Origin of the sequence: Aliidongia dinghuensis, from assembly GCF_014643535.1 — a bacterium.
Classification (GTDB): Bacteria; Pseudomonadota; Alphaproteobacteria; order ATCC43930; family CGMCC-115725; genus Aliidongia; species Aliidongia dinghuensis.
Genome location: NZ_BMJQ01000018.1, coordinates 56238 through 72708, shown reverse-complemented (window position 1 = coordinate 72708; position 16471 = coordinate 56238). Strand labels below are relative to the sequence as shown.

General features: G+C 69.4%; 17 protein-coding genes. 16 read left to right on the top strand and 1 reads right to left on the bottom strand.

What is annotated here, in order from left to right; all coding sequences use genetic code 11:
• Positions 1-23 precede the first annotated feature (23 nt).
• Positions 24-467, top strand: coding sequence for an Lrp/AsnC family transcriptional regulator (locus IEY58_RS27805; protein WP_189051423.1), 444 nt, complete (start codon positions 24-26; stop codon positions 465-467).
• 30 nt (positions 468-497) lie between these two features.
• Positions 498-1499 (top strand): cysteine synthase A, encoded by a 1002-nt coding sequence (locus IEY58_RS27800; RefSeq protein ID WP_189051493.1) that lies wholly within the window; start codon positions 498-500, stop codon positions 1497-1499.
• Positions 1500-1699: 200 nt separating this feature from the next.
• Here IEY58_RS27800 and IEY58_RS27795 read toward each other — a convergent pair whose 3' ends face one another.
• Entirely contained in the window at positions 1700-2062 is a 363-nt protein-coding gene (locus tag IEY58_RS27795; protein WP_189051422.1) for a TIGR02300 family protein, read from the bottom strand.
• Positions 2063-2296: 234 nt separating this feature from the next.
• Between IEY58_RS27795 and IEY58_RS27790 the strand changes: the two genes are divergently transcribed.
• The 14 genes from IEY58_RS27790 (at position 2297) to IEY58_RS27725 (ending at position 16357) form a co-directional block, all read left to right on the top strand.
• Positions 2297-3625 (top strand): 3-phosphoshikimate 1-carboxyvinyltransferase, encoded by a 1329-nt coding sequence (locus IEY58_RS27790; RefSeq protein WP_189051421.1) that lies wholly within the window; start codon positions 2297-2299, stop codon positions 3623-3625.
• Positions 3625-4290 (top strand): (d)CMP kinase, encoded by a 666-nt coding sequence (gene cmk, locus IEY58_RS27785; protein ID WP_189051420.1) that lies wholly within the window; start codon positions 3625-3627, stop codon positions 4288-4290. Before IEY58_RS27790 ends, cmk begins: the two co-directional genes overlap by 1 nt.
• Before the next feature lie 295 nt (positions 4291-4585).
• The gene (gene rpsA / locus IEY58_RS27780; protein ID WP_189051419.1) at positions 4586-6304 is read left to right on the top strand and encodes a 30S ribosomal protein S1; all 1719 of its coding nucleotides are present in this window, start codon (positions 4586-4588) and stop codon (positions 6302-6304) included.
• 215 nt (positions 6305-6519) lie between these two features.
• A complete protein-coding gene (ihfB, locus tag IEY58_RS27775; RefSeq protein ID WP_189051418.1) occupies positions 6520-6807 on the top strand; it encodes an integration host factor subunit beta in 288 nt (95 codons plus the stop codon).
• A 120-nt stretch (positions 6808-6927) separates the two neighbouring features.
• A complete protein-coding gene (locus IEY58_RS27770) occupies positions 6928-7290 on the top strand; it encodes a lipopolysaccharide assembly protein LapA domain-containing protein (RefSeq protein ID WP_189051417.1) in 363 nt (120 codons plus the stop codon).
• 48 nt (positions 7291-7338) lie between these two features.
• On the top strand, positions 7339-8283 hold the full coding sequence (gene lhpI, locus IEY58_RS27765; RefSeq protein ID WP_189051492.1) for a bifunctional Delta(1)-pyrroline-2-carboxylate/Delta(1)-piperideine-2-carboxylate reductase: 945 nt from the start codon (positions 7339-7341) through the stop codon (positions 8281-8283).
• A 130-nt stretch (positions 8284-8413) separates the two neighbouring features.
• Positions 8414-9517, top strand: a complete 1104-nt coding sequence (locus IEY58_RS27760; protein ID WP_189051416.1) for an NAD(P)/FAD-dependent oxidoreductase — start codon at positions 8414-8416, stop codon at positions 9515-9517.
• The gene (gene pyrF / locus IEY58_RS27755) at positions 9514-10212 is read left to right on the top strand and encodes an orotidine-5'-phosphate decarboxylase (RefSeq protein WP_189051415.1); all 699 of its coding nucleotides are present in this window, start codon (positions 9514-9516) and stop codon (positions 10210-10212) included. The genes IEY58_RS27760 and pyrF overlap by 4 nt, the downstream gene beginning before the upstream one ends.
• Positions 10209-10856, top strand: a complete 648-nt coding sequence (locus IEY58_RS27750; protein ID WP_189051414.1) for a phosphoribosylanthranilate isomerase — start codon at positions 10209-10211, stop codon at positions 10854-10856. The genes pyrF and IEY58_RS27750 overlap by 4 nt, the downstream gene beginning before the upstream one ends.
• A 126-nt stretch (positions 10857-10982) precedes the next feature.
• The gene (gene trpB, locus IEY58_RS27745) at positions 10983-12200 is read left to right on the top strand and encodes a tryptophan synthase subunit beta (protein WP_189051413.1); all 1218 of its coding nucleotides are present in this window, start codon (positions 10983-10985) and stop codon (positions 12198-12200) included.
• A complete protein-coding gene (gene trpA, locus IEY58_RS27740) occupies positions 12197-13024 on the top strand; it encodes a tryptophan synthase subunit alpha (RefSeq protein WP_189051412.1) in 828 nt (275 codons plus the stop codon). The genes trpB and trpA overlap by 4 nt, the downstream gene beginning before the upstream one ends.
• Positions 13025-13049: 25 nt before the next feature.
• Positions 13050-13910 carry an acetyl-CoA carboxylase, carboxyltransferase subunit beta gene (accD, locus tag IEY58_RS27735; RefSeq protein WP_189051411.1) on the top strand — a complete coding sequence of 287 codons (861 nt, stop codon included), beginning with the start codon at positions 13050-13052 and terminating at the stop codon, positions 13908-13910.
• Between the two features lie 163 nt (positions 13911-14073).
• A complete protein-coding gene (locus IEY58_RS27730; protein WP_189051410.1) occupies positions 14074-15378 on the top strand; it encodes a bifunctional folylpolyglutamate synthase/dihydrofolate synthase in 1305 nt (434 codons plus the stop codon).
• A gap of 52 nt (positions 15379-15430) precedes the next feature.
• A complete protein-coding gene (locus IEY58_RS27725) occupies positions 15431-16357 on the top strand; it encodes a histone deacetylase family protein (RefSeq protein ID WP_189051409.1) in 927 nt (308 codons plus the stop codon).
• The last annotated feature ends 114 nt before the right edge of the window (positions 16358-16471 follow it).

The window sequence follows — 16471 nt, the reverse complement described above, 5'->3', positions numbered from 1 at the left end:
GCGGCCTTCGGCGGAACGACGAAATGACGGGCATAGTGACGATCGACCCGACGGACGAGGCGCTGTTGCGCCTGCTCCGGGCCGACGCGCGCCGGCCGACGGCGGATCTCGCCCGTGCCCTCGGCCTGTCGCGCACGACGGTGCAGAGCCGCCTGGAACGGCTCGAACGCTCGGGCGTCATCGCCGGCTATACCGTCCGGCTCTCGCCCGAGGCGGCGGGCGCGCTCATCCGCGCCCATGTGCTGATCACCGTGCTCCCGAAGTTCGCGGCCAAGGCCGAAACGGCGCTGCGAAAGATTCCGCAGATCACGGCCCTTTATTCTGTGAGCGGACCCCACGATATGATCGCGGTGGTCGAGGCCGGCTCGGTCGAGCAGATGGATTTCCTGATCGATGAGATCGGCGCGCTCGACGGCATCGAGCGAACCGTCTCCTCGATCATCCTTTCGACCAAGTTCGACCGATAAGGCGACAGTGTACAGATGACCATCGCACCCATGACCATCCGCAAAGGCTTCATCGACACCATCGGCCACACGCCCTTGATCCGCCTCGCCCGCGCATCGGACGCGACGGGCTGCGAGATCCTGGGCAAGGCCGAGTTCCTCAATCCCGGCGGCTCGGTCAAGGACCGCGCGGCGCTTGCCATCATCGAGGATGCGGTCGCGGCTGGCCGCCTCAAGCCGGGCGGCACGATCGTCGAGGGCACGGCCGGCAATACCGGCATCGGCCTGGCGCTGGTCGGCAATGCGCTGGGCTATCGCACGGTCATCGTCATGCCGGAGACCCAGAGCCAGGAGAAGAAGGACTTCCTGCGCCTGATCGGCGCCGACCTCAGGCTGGTGCCGGCGGTGCCCTACAAGAACCCGGGCAATTACGTGCGCGCGTCGGAACGGCTCGCGGCCGAGCTTGCGGAGACGTCGGACAAGGGCGCCATCTGGGCGAACCAGTTCGACAATGTGGCGAACCGCGAGGGCCATCGGCGCACGACCGGCGTCGAGATCTGGGAGCAGACCGGCGGCCGCATCGATGCCTTTACCTGTGCGGCCGGCACCGGCGGCACGATCGCCGGCGTCGCCATGGCCTTGAAGGAACGCAATCCCAAGGTCCGCGTCCTGCTGGCCGATCCGATGGGCTCGGCCTTCTACAACCACTACACCAAGGGCGAGCTCGTCGCGGAGGGCACTTCGATCACCGAAGGCATCGGCAACAGCCGCATCACCGCCAATCTCGCAGGCGCCCCGATCGATGGCGCGCTGCAGGTGACCGACGAGGAGGCGCTGCCGGTCGTGTTCGACCTGGTCGAGCACGAGGGGCTTGTGCTGGGCGGCTCGAGCGGCATCAATGTCGCGGGCGCCATCCAGCTCGCGCGCGAGCTGGGGCCCGGCCACACGATCGTGACCATCCTCGCCGACGGCGGTGCCCGCTATCAGTCGAAGCTGTTCAACCCGGACTTCCTGCGCTCGAAGCAGCTGCCGGTGCCGCACTGGATGGCGTGAGCCCCTCCGCGAGTACCCTCACCCTCCCGCTTCGCGGGTCCCTCCCTCTCCCGCAAGCGGGCGAGGGAAACAAGGAAGCTCCCTCGCCCGCTGTGCGGGAGAGGGTCGGGGTGAGGGTGGCGCCGCATTCCACGCCATGAAATGCAAAAGGCCCGACCGCTGACGGCCGGGCCTTATTGCTTTGGGATAAAGGCGAGCGCTTAGCGCTCCTCTTCCTCGTCGACGTTCTCGATGACTTCGGCCAGATCGTCCTCGTCCTCGCCCAGCTCGGACGCGTCCTCGATCATGTCCTCGTCTTCTTCCTCTTCGCCTTCGGTCACGCCCGCGTCGTCGCCCTCGCCGACCTCGACATCCTCGAGGTCCGCATCGGCGGCGACGCCCGGTGCCACCTCGGTGTCCTTCTCGACGATGCTCGACGGCCGCGACCGGCGGGTCTTCAGGAACGCCTCCGGATCGAACTCCGTATGGCACTTCGGGCAGACGATCGGCTCGCGATTCAGGTCATAGAACTTTGCACTGCAGGACTGGCAGATGCGCTTGGTGCCCCATTCGGGATTTGCCACCGGGAAACTCCGTCTCTACATGCAGCGGGATCGATGGGGACCGGTCGTGGTGGCCGGCGCCGAACGTTCCCGTTTGGATTTTCGACTATGGTCGGCGGCAATTGCCATGATCGTCGCCACCTGTCAAAAGCAAAATCCGTGCGCCCGACGCAATTCCCGTGCGCGGGGTATCATTTTCGACCGTAAGGTTCGGTCGCCCTGCCCGCATCAGCTACTTAGGAGAGCCACCGTCCCATGCCGCCGTCGAAGCCGCTGATCGCCCGTTCCGGCGGCCCGCTCGCCGGGACCGTCCGGATGCCGGGCGACCGATTCTCGACCGCCGCGGCGCTGGTCCTGGGCGCGCTCGCGGTCGGACGGACGAGTCTCAAGGGCGCGTTCGACGGTGCCGAAACCGCGGCGCTGGCCGGGGCCCTGAATGCGCTTGGCGCTCCCGTCACGCGCCATGACGACGGACTCTGGACGGTCGACGGCGTCGGTGTCGGCGGTCTCATCGAACCCGCGCAAGTCGTCGACTTGGGCCGGTCCGAGACGGCGGCGCATCTCCTCCTGGGCCTCATCGCGTCCCATCCGCTGACGGCCGTCTTCACCGCGGCGCCGCCGCTCCGCGACCGGCCGCTGACCCGGCTCCTCCAGCCGCTCGAGCAGGTCGGCGCGCAGTTCATCGGCCGGCGCGGCGCGCTGCTGCCGTTCGTCGCGGTCGGCGCCGCGGTGCCGATGCCGATCGAGCACCACGTGGGGCCGGCAGCACCGCTCGTCAAAGCGGCGCTGCTCCTGGCCGGGCTGAATACGCCCGGCATCACCAGCGTCATGGAACCCGCGCCGACGACGGACGATCTCGAACGCCTGCTGCGCCGCTTCGGCGCCGCCGTCACGGTCGAGCCGTTCACAGACGGCGCCCGGCGGGTCCGGCTCGAAGGCCAGCCGGAGCTCGCGCCTGTGGCGCTCGACCTGCCGTCCGACCCGGCCGTCGCGGCCCTGCCGCTCGTGGCGGCGCTCACCGGCGCCGGCGGGTCGGACGTGACCCTGCTCAATGTCGGGCTCAATCCGTTGCGCGCCGACCTCATCACCATCTTCAAGGAAATGGGTGCCGAGATCGAAATCCTGACTTCCCACACCGACGGCGGCATACCGGCCGGCGACTTGCGCGTCCGGGCGAGCCGGCTCAAGGGCATGACGCTTTCGGTCGAGCGGGCGCGGCACGTCGCGGGCGACTATCCCCTTCTCGCGGTCGCCGCTGCGCGTGCCGAGGGCACGACCATCCTGCCTGCCGCCGACAGTGGCGACCGGCTGACGGCGCTGGCCCAGGGCCTCGCGGCTTGCGGTGTGCGCGTGGCCCTCGCGAACGATGCCCTGCGCATCGAGGGCTCGCCTGCCCATGTGCCGGGCGGGGCGCGGATCGCCGCCGGCGCCGACCCGTCCGTAGCCGCAGCCCTTGCGATGCTAGGCCTCGGCGCCGACAAGCCAGTTGTCGTCGAGGAGGGCGCGGCGCTCGACGCCGTGGCGCCGGGCTTCGCAGGCCTGATGCGCACGCTCGGGGCCAATTTCGTCGAGGAGGCGGCCTGATGGCCTCCCTCGTCATCGCGGTCGACGGGCCGGCCGCCGCCGGCAAGGGCACGCTCGCCCGGCGCCTCGCTGCCGAACTGCGCCTCGCCCATCTCGACACCGGCGCGCTCTATCGGGCGACGGCGCGCGACGTGCTTGCGGCCGGTATCGAACCGAACGACGCCGAGGGGGCGGCCGCCATCGCGGCCAAGCTCGATCCGGCGAGCCTCGCCGACCCGGCGCTCCGCAGCGAGGCCGTCGGCCGTGTCGCCTCGGTCGTCTCGGCCCATCCGTCAGTGCGCGCAGCACTGCTCGACTATCAGCGCAACTTCGCCCACCGGCCGCCGGGCGGCGCCGCAGGCGCCGTGCTCGACGGCCGCGACGTCGGCACGGTCGTCTGTCCCGACGCGACGGTGAAGCTGTTCGTCACCGCCTCGGTCGAGGCGCGCGCCGATCGGCGCGTGCGCGAGCTCGAGGCGGCGGGCGGTCCGGTCGACGCCGGGGCCGTGCTCGCCGACATGGTGGCGCGCGACGAGCGGGACACGAAGCGATCGGCGGCACCGCTCCGGCCGGCGCATGATGCGGTCGTTCTTGACACGAGCGGACTCGACGCCGACGAGGCGTTCGAGGCGGCGCTCGCGATCGTGCGGGCGCGGGCGCGCACAGCCGGCCGGCCGCAGGCCTGAGCTGCGTCTCGCCCGGGCGTGGAGTCGGTTGCTTCGGCGCCCGGGCGAGAGTATAGAGTCCGCCGCTTTGAGTATGTTCGAGGGAGCTTGGTCCGGCCCGGCGTCGAGCAGGGTCGAGATGTAAGCTCCCTTTACGTCTTGGGTCCAGGCGTCTTCGACCGGGCCCGGACCCATCTCCAAGCTTCGTTGAAGACGGGTCTTCACCGCCGCGCCCGATCCAGTCGGCGGTAGACCGGTTCGCCTCGATCCCCGGCGAGAACCGGCCTCACATTTGTTCGGGATCACAGGAGAGCCGATGGCTTCTGCAACCACTCACGCCGAGACCTTTGAAAAGGAGAGCTTTGCCGCCCTCCTCGACGCGTCGCTCGGCACCTCGTCCAGCCTCGAAGGCACGGTCGTCAAGGGCCACGTCATCGGGATCGAGAACGACATGGTTCTCATCGACGTCGGGCTGAAGTCCGAAGGTCGCGTCCCGCTCAAGGAATTCGCGAACGCCGGCAAGCCGGCCGAGCTCGCCATCGGCGATCTCGTCGAGGTCTATCTCGAGCGCATGGAAGACAAGAACGGCGAAGCGCAGCTGAGCCGTGAGAAGGCCCGCCGTGAAGAGGCGTGGACGCTCCTGGAAAAGAGCTTCACGGCCAACGACCGCGTGACCGGCGTCATCTTCGGCCGCGTCAAGGGCGGCTTCACTGTCGACCTCAACGGCGCCGTGGCGTTCCTGCCGGGCAGCCAGGTCGACATCCGTCCGGTGCGCGACATCACCCCGCTCATCGGCACGCCGCAGCCGTTCCAGATCCTGAAGATGGACCGCTCGCGCGGCAACATCGTGGTCTCGCGCCGGGCCGTGCTCGAGGAGAGCCGGGCGGAAGCGCGCTCGGAGCTGGTCGCCAACCTCAAGGAAGGCCAGATCCTCAACGGCGTGGTCAAGAACATCACCGACTACGGTGCGTTCGTGGACCTGGGCGGCGTCGACGGCCTGCTGCACGTCACCGACATCGCGTGGCGCCGCATCAACCATCCGTCGGAAGCGCTGCACATCGGCCAGTCGGTCAAGGTGCAGGTCATCCGCTTCAACCCGGAAACCCAGCGCATCTCGCTCGGCATGAAGCAGCTCGAGGCGGATCCGTGGGAGGGCGTCGAGCTCAAGTACCCGTCGGGCGCCCGCTACAAGGGTCGCGTCACCAACATCACGGACTACGGCGCGTTCGTCGAGCTGGAGCCGGGTGTCGAGGGTCTCGTGCACGTCTCGGAAATGTCCTGGACGAAGAAGAACGTGCATCCGGGCAAGATCGTCTCGACCTCTCAGGAGGTCGAGGTCATGGTGCTGGACGTCGATCCGCAGAAGCGCCGCATCTCGCTCGGCCTGAAGCAGACGCTGGCCAACCCGTGGGAAAGCTTCGTCGAGCAGTACCCGGCCGGCACGGAGCTCGAGGGCGAGGTCAAGAACATCACCGAGTTCGGTCTGTTCGTGGGCCTGCCCGGCGACATCGACGGCATGGTGCACCTGTCCGACCTCGACTGGGCGCGCCCGGGCGAGGAAGTGGTTGCCGACTACAAGAAGGGCGACCAGGTCCGCGTCAAGGTGCTCGACGTCGACGTCGAGAAGGAGCGCATCTCGCTCGGCATCAAGCAGCTCTCGGACGATCCGTACGAAGAGAGCATGGCGAAGCTCAAGAAGGGCGACGTCGTGACCTGCACGGTGACCCAGGTCACCGAGAACGGTCTCGAGGTCACCACGGCCGACGGCATGCCGGGCTTCATCCGCAAGGCCGAGCTGTCGCGTGAGCGCAGCGAGCAGCGTCCGGACCGCTTCGCCGTCGGCGAGAAGGTCGATGCGAAGGTGACGGCGGTCGACCGCGCGACCCGCAAGGTCACGCTCTCGATCAAGTCGCGCGAAGTGGACGAGGACAAGAAGGCGATGGCCGAGTTCGGTTCGTCCGACTCGGGCGCCAGCCTCGGCGACATCCTGGGTGCGGCGTTCAACCGCGCCAAGTCGGAGAAGGAGAACTCGTAAGAGTTCTGCTACCGATCCTGCGGGATTTCGCACACGAGCATGGGAACGGGCGGCTTCGGCCGCCCGTTCTCTTTCTGGTGCCCGCTCGAGGGGTTGGGAGCGAAGCAAAAAACCCTTTGAGCTAAAAGGGTTATTGACCTTATGCGGCCGATTTGGCAGGCTTTCCGCCCACCCTCGCGAGGGTGATGCCGAGTTTCCCGGGAAAGGTCGGACCCATGACCAAGTCTGAGCTCATCCTGCGTCTTGCCGAATCCAACCCGCACCTCTATCAGCGCGATGTCGAACGCATCGTGACGACGATCTTCGGCGAGATCGCTGAAGCGCTCGCCCGGGGCGACCGGGTTGAGCTGCGCGGCTTCGGCGCCTTTTCGGTGAAGCGCCGCGACGCGCGCGTCGGCCGCAATCCGCGGACCGGCGACAGCGTCCGCGTCGACGAGAAATTCGTGCCCTATTTCAAGACCGGCAAGCAGCTGCGCGACCGCTTGAACGCCGAGGACGCCTGAGCCTCGGCCGGCTGCCCCCCGTTCGGATGGGCCTTCACGGGGCGGCCGGGCGTCCCCTGTTGAACGATCGGCATCTCTCGCCCATGCTGGCGCGGTAACGCGGCGGGAGAAGGATGGGTGATGCGCTATATCTATTGGGGGCTGACGGCTTTCGTCGCAATCGTGATCGCCTGCTTCGCGGTCTCGAACCGCACGGTCGTCGATCTCGAGTTCTGGCCCCTGCCGTTCGCCGTGTCACTGCAGCTCTATCTGGTCGTGCTGGGAGCGTTGCTCATCGGTTTCCTTGTCGGCTGGCTCATCGGCTGGGCTGGCGGCCTGCCGGCCCGGCGCGCGCGCCGGCGGCAGGCCCGTCGCATCGCCGAGCTGGAACGGGAACTCGGCCGGCCGTCGCCCGCCAACCCGGCGCCCGCTAACCCGGCGCCCGCCAACCCGGCACCCGCCAACACATCCACGGGCGGCAAGCCGCTCGTCTCGGCGGGCTGACCCGCCATGGTCGATACCCTGCGCGGCCGCCCGCCTAGTCCCACTGGCATGCGCCTCATCGGCCCGTCCGAGGTGCATGCGGCCCTCGACTACGAGCAGCTGGTCGAGGCGCTCAGGCAGATGTTCCGCAGCGGCTGCACGGTGCCGCTGCGCCACCATCACACGGTCCCGGCCGGCGGCGGCCGCGAGGACGCGACGTTGCTGCTGATGCCGGCCTGGCAGTCCGGGCGGCACATCGGCATCAAGATCGTCACCGTGTTCCCGAGCAACGGCGAGCGTTCGCTGCCGGCGGTGATGGGCGCCTATCTGCTGCTCGACGGCACGACCGGCGCGCCGGTCGCGATGATGGACGGGCCGGCGCTCACCATCCGGCGCACGGCCGCGGCGTCGGCGCTCGCCGCCTCCTATCTGGCACGGCCTGATGCCGAGCGGCTGCTGGTCGTCGGCACCGGCGCGCTCGCCCCGCAACTGGTCGAGGCCCATGCGCGCGTCCGCCCGATCCGCAACGTGCTGGTCTGGGGCCGCGATCGGGACAAGGCGGCCAAGCTCGCCCACCGGCTCGACCGGCGCAATCTCAAGGTCGCCGCAACCGACGACCTGGCCGGCGCCGTGCGCGGCGCCCATGTCGTGACCTGCGCCACGCTCTCCAAGGAACCGCTCATCAAGGGCGAGTGGCTGCCGCAGGGCGTGCATCTCGATCTCGTCGGCGGCTTCACGCCGGAGATGCGCGAGGCCGACGACGATTGCATCAGCCGCGCCCGCGTCTTCGTCGACACGCGCGAAGGCGCCTGCAAGGAGGCGGGCGACATCGTCCAGCCGCTGGCCAACGGCCGGCTCACCCAGGACGACATCGCGGGCGACCTGTTCGACCTGACGCGCGGCAGCCGCGCCGGCCGGCGCTACTACGACCAGATCACGCTCTTCAAATCGGTCGGCACCGCGCTCGAGGATCTGGCCGCGGCGAAGCTGGTGGTCGACAGCTTGCGGAATTGACGACACAAGTTCCGTCATCCCCGCGGAGGCGGGGATCCAGGGTTGCCGCAAAGGTTCTTCCAGGCAGTGTCGCGGTTGCCCTGGGTTCCCGCCTGCGCGGGAATGACGTCAATAACTTGCAAGAGGCAGCATGAAAGTATCGATCGTCGGCGCCGGCATCATGGGGCTCGGCACCGCCTGGGCGCTGGAACGGCTGGGGCATCAGGTCACGGTGTTCGAGCAGGGCCCGGTGCCGAACCCGAAGGGCTCGTCGGTCGATCGGCACCGTCTCATCCGCTATCCCTACGGTGCCGCCGAGGGCTACATGCGGATGGTCGCCGACGCCTATGCGATCTGGGACCAGGTCTGGGCCGACCTGGGCGAGACGCTCTATCGCCCGACCGGCACGCTCTGCCTGTCCCGGACCGGCGCCGAGCGGCACCGCGCCTCGATCGCGGCGCTCGAGCGGGCCGGCCACGCGGTCGAGCGGCTCAGCGAGGCCGAGCTCGTGCGCCGCTTTCCGCTGGTCAACGCTGGCCAAGTCGATGCCGCCTATTACCTCGAAAGCGGCGGCCTGCTGTTCGCCGACCGCATCGTGGCGGCGCTCGCCCGGCGGCTGGCCCAGCGCGGGGTCGAGATCCGGCCGGAGACGCCGGTCGCCGAGATCGACCCGGACCGCGGCTTCGTGACGCTGGCCGACGGCACCGTTGTCGGCGCTGATGCACTCGTCGTCGCGGCTGGTCCCTGGGTCGCGCGCCTGGTGCCGGGTCTGGGCCGCCGGGTCAAGCCGTCGCGCCAGGTGGTGGCCTACCTGAACCCGCCGGACGATCTCATGCCGCTGTGGCAAGCTGGGCCGATGCTGCTCGACATCGATCCGAGCGAAGGCTTCTACGCCGTGCCGCCGCGCGAGGATGCCGGCCTCAAGGTCAGCGACCATCGCTTCAGCCTCTCGGGCGATCCCGACGGCGACCGCGCCGGCACCGAGGCGGAAGTTGCGACAGCGCTCGCCAGCTGCGCCCGACGCCTGAAGCGGTTCGACGAGTACCGGATCGATCGGCTGCAGGCCTGCTTCTACACGGTCGAGCCCGAAGAGAAGTTCATCATTGAGCCCGTGGGCCTCTCGACCTATGTCATGAGCCCATGCTCGGGCCACGGCTTCAAGTTCGGCCCCCTGCTCGGCAGCGCCGTGGCCGGGGCGATCAATGCCGGAGAGCCCGGCGACATCGCCGCCTGGGCGGCCGGAGCCATGCAATGAACCCCGTTTTCGCCGCGCTCGACACGACCGATCTCGACTGCGCGCGCGGGCTTGCGGCGGCGGTGGCACCCCATGTCGGCGGCCTCAAGCTCGGGCTCGAATTCTTTCTGGCCCAGGGGCTCGCGAACACGGCCGCGGTCGCCGGTGCGACGCCCTTGTTCCTCGACCTCAAGCTGCACGACATTCCGAACACGGTCGCGGGCGGCGTCCGCGCGATCGCGGGCTTGAAGCCGGAGTTCCTGACCATCCACACGGCGGGCGGCAGCGCCATGATGCGCGCGGCGGTCGATGCGGCGGCGGAGGCGGCGGCACAGACCGGCCATCGTATCAAGCTCCTGGGCGTCACCGTGCTGACCAGCCTCGACGACGGCGATCTGGACGCGGTCGGCCAGCGCGGACCCGCGGCCGACCAGGTCCGGCGCCTGGCGCTGCTGGCGCGGGCAAGCGGGCTCGATGGCGTCATCTGCTCGCCGATGGAGGTGGCGGCGCTGCGCGCGGACCTGGGCGCCGACTTCCAGTTGGTCGTGCCGGGCATCCGCCCGGCGGGCGCGGCACTCGGTGACCAGAAGCGGGTCATGGGCCCGCGCGACGCGATTGCCGCCGGTGCCAGCCGGCTCGTCATCGGCCGGCCGATCACCGAGGCGCCGGATCCCGCGGCCGCGGCCCGCGCCATCGCGGCAGAGCTCGCGGCATGAGCCCCATCGTCAAGATCTGCGGGCTTTCGACCGAGGAGACGCTCGCCGCCGCGGTCGAGGCGGGCGCCGGCCTCGTGGGCTTCGTGTTCTATCCGCCAAGCCCGCGTGCCGTGACGGCGGACCGGGCGGCGCGGCTGGTCCAGGGTGTGCCCAAGACCGTCGCCAAGGTCGGTCTGTTCGTCGATCCGGACGACGCGCTGCTCGACCGCGTGCTGACGGCGGCCGGGCTCGACGTGATCCAGCTGCACGGCAAGGAGGCGCCGGGCCGGGTCGCCCAGATCCGCGAGCGGTTCCGTCGCCCGGTCATGAAGGCGATCAAGGTCGGTACGGCTGAGGACGTGGCGGTCGCCGAGCGCTATCTGGACGCGGCCGACCGGCTGCTGTTCGACGCCCAGCCGCCCCGGCGCCCGGACGCGCTGCCCGGCGGCAACGGCGAGCCGTTCGATTGGTCGCTGCTCGCCGACCGGTCCTGGGCCGTGCCCTGGATGCTGTCCGGCGGCCTCACGATCGAGAATATCGCCGACGCCGTGCGCATCACCCGCGCCCCGGCACTCGACGTTTCCTCGGGCGTCGAGACCAGTCCCGGCATCAAGGACGTGCACCTGATCCGCGACTTCATCGCGACGGCGCGAGCGCTCGGCTGAGCGGTAAGGCCGGGTAAGCCGCCATGATCCAGGCCCAGGGCGGCCCTGACGCGCGATCGGCTTGAAGCGGCGCGCCCGGGGGGCTAGGGTCCGGGTCCCCGCGCTTCGACCTGAGATGATCCCGGCATGACGCCTCCGATCCCGAACAGCTATCGCACTGGCCCCGACCCGGACGGCCATTTCGGCGCCTTTGGCGGCCGGTTCGTCGCCGAGACACTGATGCCGCTCATCCTCGAGGTCGAGAAAGCCTATGACGCGGCCAGGAACGACCCGGCGTTCAAGGCCGAGCTCGACTATTACCTCAAGGACTACGTCGGCCGGCCGAGCCCGCTCTATTACGCCCGCCGCATGACCGAGCAGTTCGGCGGCGCCAAGATCTATCTGAAGCGTGAGGAGCTCAATCACACCGGCGCGCACAAGATCAACAACTGCATGGGCCAGATCCTGCTGGCCCGCCGCATGGGCAAGACGCGCATCATCGCCGAGACCGGCGCCGGCCAGCATGGCGTCGCGACCGCCACGGTCTGCGCGCTCTTCGGCCTGCCCTGCGTCATCTACATGGGCCAGACCGACATCGAACGGCAGGCGCCGAACGTGTTCCGCATGCGGCTCCTGGGCGCCGAGGTCAAGAGCGTCACGTCGGGCACCGGCACGCTCAAGGACGCGATGAACGATGCGCTCAGGGACTGGGTCGCCAACGTCGACGACACGTTCTACATCATCGGCACCGTCGCGGGCCCGCACCCCTATCCGATGCTGGTGCGCGACTTCCAGAACGTGATCGGCGAAGAGACGCGCGCCCAGCTGCACGAGGCCGAGGGCCGGCTGCCGGACACGCTGGTGGCGGCGATCGGCGGCGGCTCCAACGCCATGGGCCTGTTCCATCCATTCCTCGACGATCCCTCGGTCAAGATGGTCGGCGTCGAGGCGGCCGGTCATGGCGTCGAGACCGGCAAGCATGCGGCCTCGCTCACCGGGGGTGCCCCGGGCGTGCTGCACGGCAACCGTACCTACCTGCTGCAGGACGACGACGGCCAGATCACCGACGCGCATTCGATCTCGGCCGGCCTCGACTATCCGGGCATCGGGCCGGAGCACTCCTGGCTCCGCGACGTGGGCCGGGTGGACTATGTCTCGATCACCGACCATGAGGCGCTGGAGTCCTTCCAGCTGTGCGCCCGGCTCGAAGGCATCATCCCGGCGCTCGAATCGGCGCACGCGCTGGCCCATGTCGCGAAGATCGCGCCCGGCCTGCCCAAGGATCATCTCATGGTCGTCAACCTGTCGGGCCGGGGCGACAAGGACATCTTCTCGGTCGCCCAGCATCTCGGAGTGAAGCTGTGAGCCGGATCGACCGTCGTTTCGCGGCCCTCAAGGCCGAGGGCCGGGCCGGCCTCGTCACCTTCATCACCGCCGGCGATCCGGATCTCGCCACGTCCGAGGCGCTGTTGGCTCGGCTGCCGAAGGCCGGCGCCGACGTGATCGAGCTCGGCATGCCGTTCTCCGATCCGATGGCCGACGGCCCCGCGATCCAGGCGGCCGGCTTGCGCGCGCTTCAGGCCGGCACCAAGCTCGCCCAGATCCTGGCCGCGGTCGCGCGCTTCCGGCAGCGCGACGCCGAGACGCCGATCGTGCTCATGGGCTATTACAATCCGGTATTCCGCTACGGCGTCGACCGGTTCGTCCGGGACGCGGTCGCGGCCGGTGTCGACGGGCTCATCATCGTCGACCTGCCGCCCGAGGAATCCGACGAGCTGGCGCCGCAGGCGAAGGCCGCCGGCCTCGACTTCATCAAGCTGACGGCACCTACGACCGACGACGCGCGCTTGCCGCGGGTGCTAGGCGCAGCGAGCGGCTTCGTCTATCACGTCGCGATCGCCGGCATCACCGGCACGCGCTCGGCCGATCCGGCCGACGTCGGCCGCGCGGTCGCGCGGCTCCGGCGCCATACGGACCTGCCGGTCGCGGTAGGCTTCGGCATCAAGACACCGGACCAGGCGGCCGCCATCGCGCGCATCGCCGACGCGGCCGTCGTGGGTTCCGCGATCGTCGACACGATCGCCGGCCATCTGGACAGCAATGGCAAGGCCAAGCCCGGCCTGGTCGAAGCCATCGCCGCCCAGGTGAGCGCCCTTGCCGCCGGCGTGCGCGCCGCGCGCAAGGCTTGAAAGAGAGTAGAGAAGAGACCCGCCGATGAGCTGGCTTACCAACGTCGTCCTGCCCAAGATCCGCGCGGTCGTCTCGAAGCGCGAAGTGCCGGACAATCTCTGGACCAAGTGTCCGGCCTGCGGCCAGATGCTGTTCCACCGCGAGCTCGAGCAGAACCTGCACGTGTGCCACGCCTGCGGCCATCACATGCGCATCGATGCCAAGCAGCGCATGGCCGTGCTGTTCGACAACGGCGAATACACGCGCATCGAGCTGCCGAAGCCGGTCATGGACCCGCTCAAATTCCGCGACAGCAAGCGCTACGTCGACCGCCTCAAGGAGGCGCAGGCGAGCCACGGGCCGAACCGTGACGCGATCCTCGTCGCCCATGGCAAGATCGGCGGCAATGATGCGGTCGTGGCCGTGTTCGAGTTCGGCTTCATGGCCGGCTCCATGGGTGTCGCGGTCGGCGAGGCGATCGTGGCTGCAGCCCGGCTTGCCGTGCTGCAGCAGGCGGCCCTGATCGTGGTACCCGCGTCCGGTGGCGCGCGCATGCAGGAGGGCATCTTGAGCCTGATGCAGATGCCGCGCACGACCATTGCGGTCGAAGAGGTCAAGGAAGCGGGCCTGCCCTATTTCACCATCCTGACCGACCCCACGACCGGCGGCGTCACCGCGTCCTTCGCCATGCTGGGCGACATCCAGATCGCCGAGCCCGGCGCCGTCATCGGCTTCGCCGGTGCCCGCGTCATCGAGGAGACGATCCGCGAGAAGCTGCCGGAAGGCTTCCAGCGCGCGGAATACCTCCTCGACCACGGCATGGTCGACCTGGTCGTCCGCCGCCACGAGCTGCGCGACACGATCGGGCGCTTGATCGGCCTGCTGCGCCGGCCGATTGCAGCGTAGGGAGCATTTTTCTCCAACCGTCATGGCCGGGCTTGACCCGGCCATCCACGTGGTTGGGCCAGGTGTCGATGCATCCGGCTTTCTTCAGATGGATGCACGTGGATGCCCGGGTCAAGCCCGGGCATGACGAACTAAGAAGCGAACGGTCTTCAGGACATTGTCCATGACACGCTCCCCCGATGCCGTCTTGGCGCGCCTGTCCGGGCTCTATCCGAAGGCGATCGACCTGTCGCTCGACCGGGTCAAGCATCTGCTCGCGCGCCTCGGTGATCCCCAGGACCAGCTGCCGCCGGTCGTCCATATTGCCGGCACCAACGGCAAGGGCTCGACCGTGGCCACGCTGCGCGCGATCCTCGAGGCGGCGGGCTATCGGGTCCATGCCTATACCTCGCCGCATCTGGTGCGGTTCAACGAGCGCATCCGCCTGGCCGGCCGGCTCATCGAGGATGAAGCGCTGGTGGCGCTGCTCGACGAGATCGAGCGGACGAACGACGGCACGCCCATCACCTTCTTCGAGATCACGACGGCGGCGGCCTTCCTTGCCTTTTCGCGCGCGCCGGCGGACATCGTGCTGCTCGAGACCGGCCTTGGCGGCCGGCGCGACGCGACCAACGTCATCCCCAGGCCGGCGGCGACAGTGATCACGCCGATCTCGATGGATCATATGAACTACCTCGGCGATACGCTGACGCTGATCGCTGGCGACAAAGCCGGCATCATCAAGCCCGGCGTGCCCGTGGTGATCGACCCGCAGCCGGCCGAGGCCATGGCGGTGCTGGAGGCGGAGTGGCGCATGGTCGAAGCACCCGCCTATCGCGCCGGAGAGGAATGGCGGGCCGAGCCCACGATGGAGAGTGGGCGGTTCGGGGGTTGGCGCTTCGAGGGCCAGCGCTGGGCGTTCGACCTGCCGCTCTCGCGCTTGCCGGGCCAGCACCAGATCATCAATGCCGGCGGCGCTGTCGCCTGCCTCGAACGGCTCGACGAATTCCGCATCGACCGGGACGCGATCGCGCGGGGCCTTGGTGCCGTCGAATGGCCAGCGCGCCTGCAGCGCCTCTCGCACGGGCCGCTGGTCGACGCCCTGCCGGATGGGTGGGACCTGTGGCTCGACGGTGCCCATAACGAGGGCGGCGGCGCCGTGCTGGCCGATCACCTGGCGCAATGGACCGACCGGCCGACCTATCTCATCGTGGGCGCGCTCAACACGCGCAACCCGGCCGACTTCCTCCGGCCGGTCGCCCGTCATGTCGCTGCGGTCCAGGGCGTGGCGATCCCGGGTGCCGAGAACAGCCATACGGCCGACGCCATCGTCGAGGGCGCCCGCGCGGTCGGGATCCGGGCAGCACCGGCACCCTCGGTCGAAGCGGCGCTGGCGGCGATCATTGCGGAAGCAGGTGCCGGCCCGGTGCGCGTCATGATCTGCGGCACGCTCTACCTTGCCGGGTGGGTGCTTGCCGAAAATGGCTGAGCGGGGCGGCGGAACAGGCTAGGCTCGTTCCCAGGGAGGAAACGACGCCGCCATGACGACGCTGCTCTATACCCACCGCGCCTGCATCGGCCATGATCCCGGCCCGCATCATCCGGAATGCCCGGCCCGGCTCGAAGCCATCTGGGCGACGCTCGACGCGCCCGAATTCGCCGGCCTGATCCGCCGCGAGGCGCCGCGCGCGAGCATCGAGGCGCTCGAGCGCGTCCATCCTCGCGCCTATATCGACCGCACGCTGGCCGCGGTGCCGGGGGCGGGCTATGTGGCGCTCGACGGGGACACGGTCCTCTCGCCCGGGTCGGGCGAGGCGGCGCTCCGGGCCGCGGGCGCCGTTGTCGCGGCGGTCGACGCGGTCGCGGCCGGCGAGGCGAAGAATGCGTTCTGTGCGGTCAGGCCGCCCGGGCACCATGCCGAGCCCTCGACCGCCATGGGCTTCTGCCTGTTCAACAATGCCGTGGTCGGCGCGCTCCATGCCCGCGCGGCGCATGGCCAGCGCCGGGTCGCGATCGTCGATTTCGACGTGCATCACGGCAACGGCAGCCAGGCGGTGGCGGAGCACGATCCAGACCTGTTCTACGCCTCGACGCACCAATGGCCGCTCTATCCCGGCACCGGTTCGGTCCGCGAGACCGGGCTTGGCAACATCGTCAACCGGCCGCTGCGCGCCGGATCTGGCGGGGCCGAATTCCGTACGGCGTTCGGCGAATGGATCATGCCGGCCCTGGGCCAGTTCGCGCCGGACCTCGTCATCGTCTCAGCCGGGTTCGACGCCCACGCGGACGATCCGCTGGCCGGGCTCATGTTCACGGAGGCGGATTTCGTCTGGGTGACGGAGCAGCTCGTGGGCTTTGCCGAGCGCTATTGCGGCGGCCGGCTCGTCTCGACGCTCGAGGGCGGCTACGATCTGGGGGCACTCGCCGCGTCCGTCGCCGCCCATGTTGGGACGCTGATGGCGGCCTGATTCCGCGCGGTCCTGGGTTTCGTGGTCGGCCATTGCTCCGGACCCGCTCGGCCGCATACACTCCGCCGCGCGCGCCGAGCCCCGTCGCCGGACATGATTCGCAGGACTGGTCGA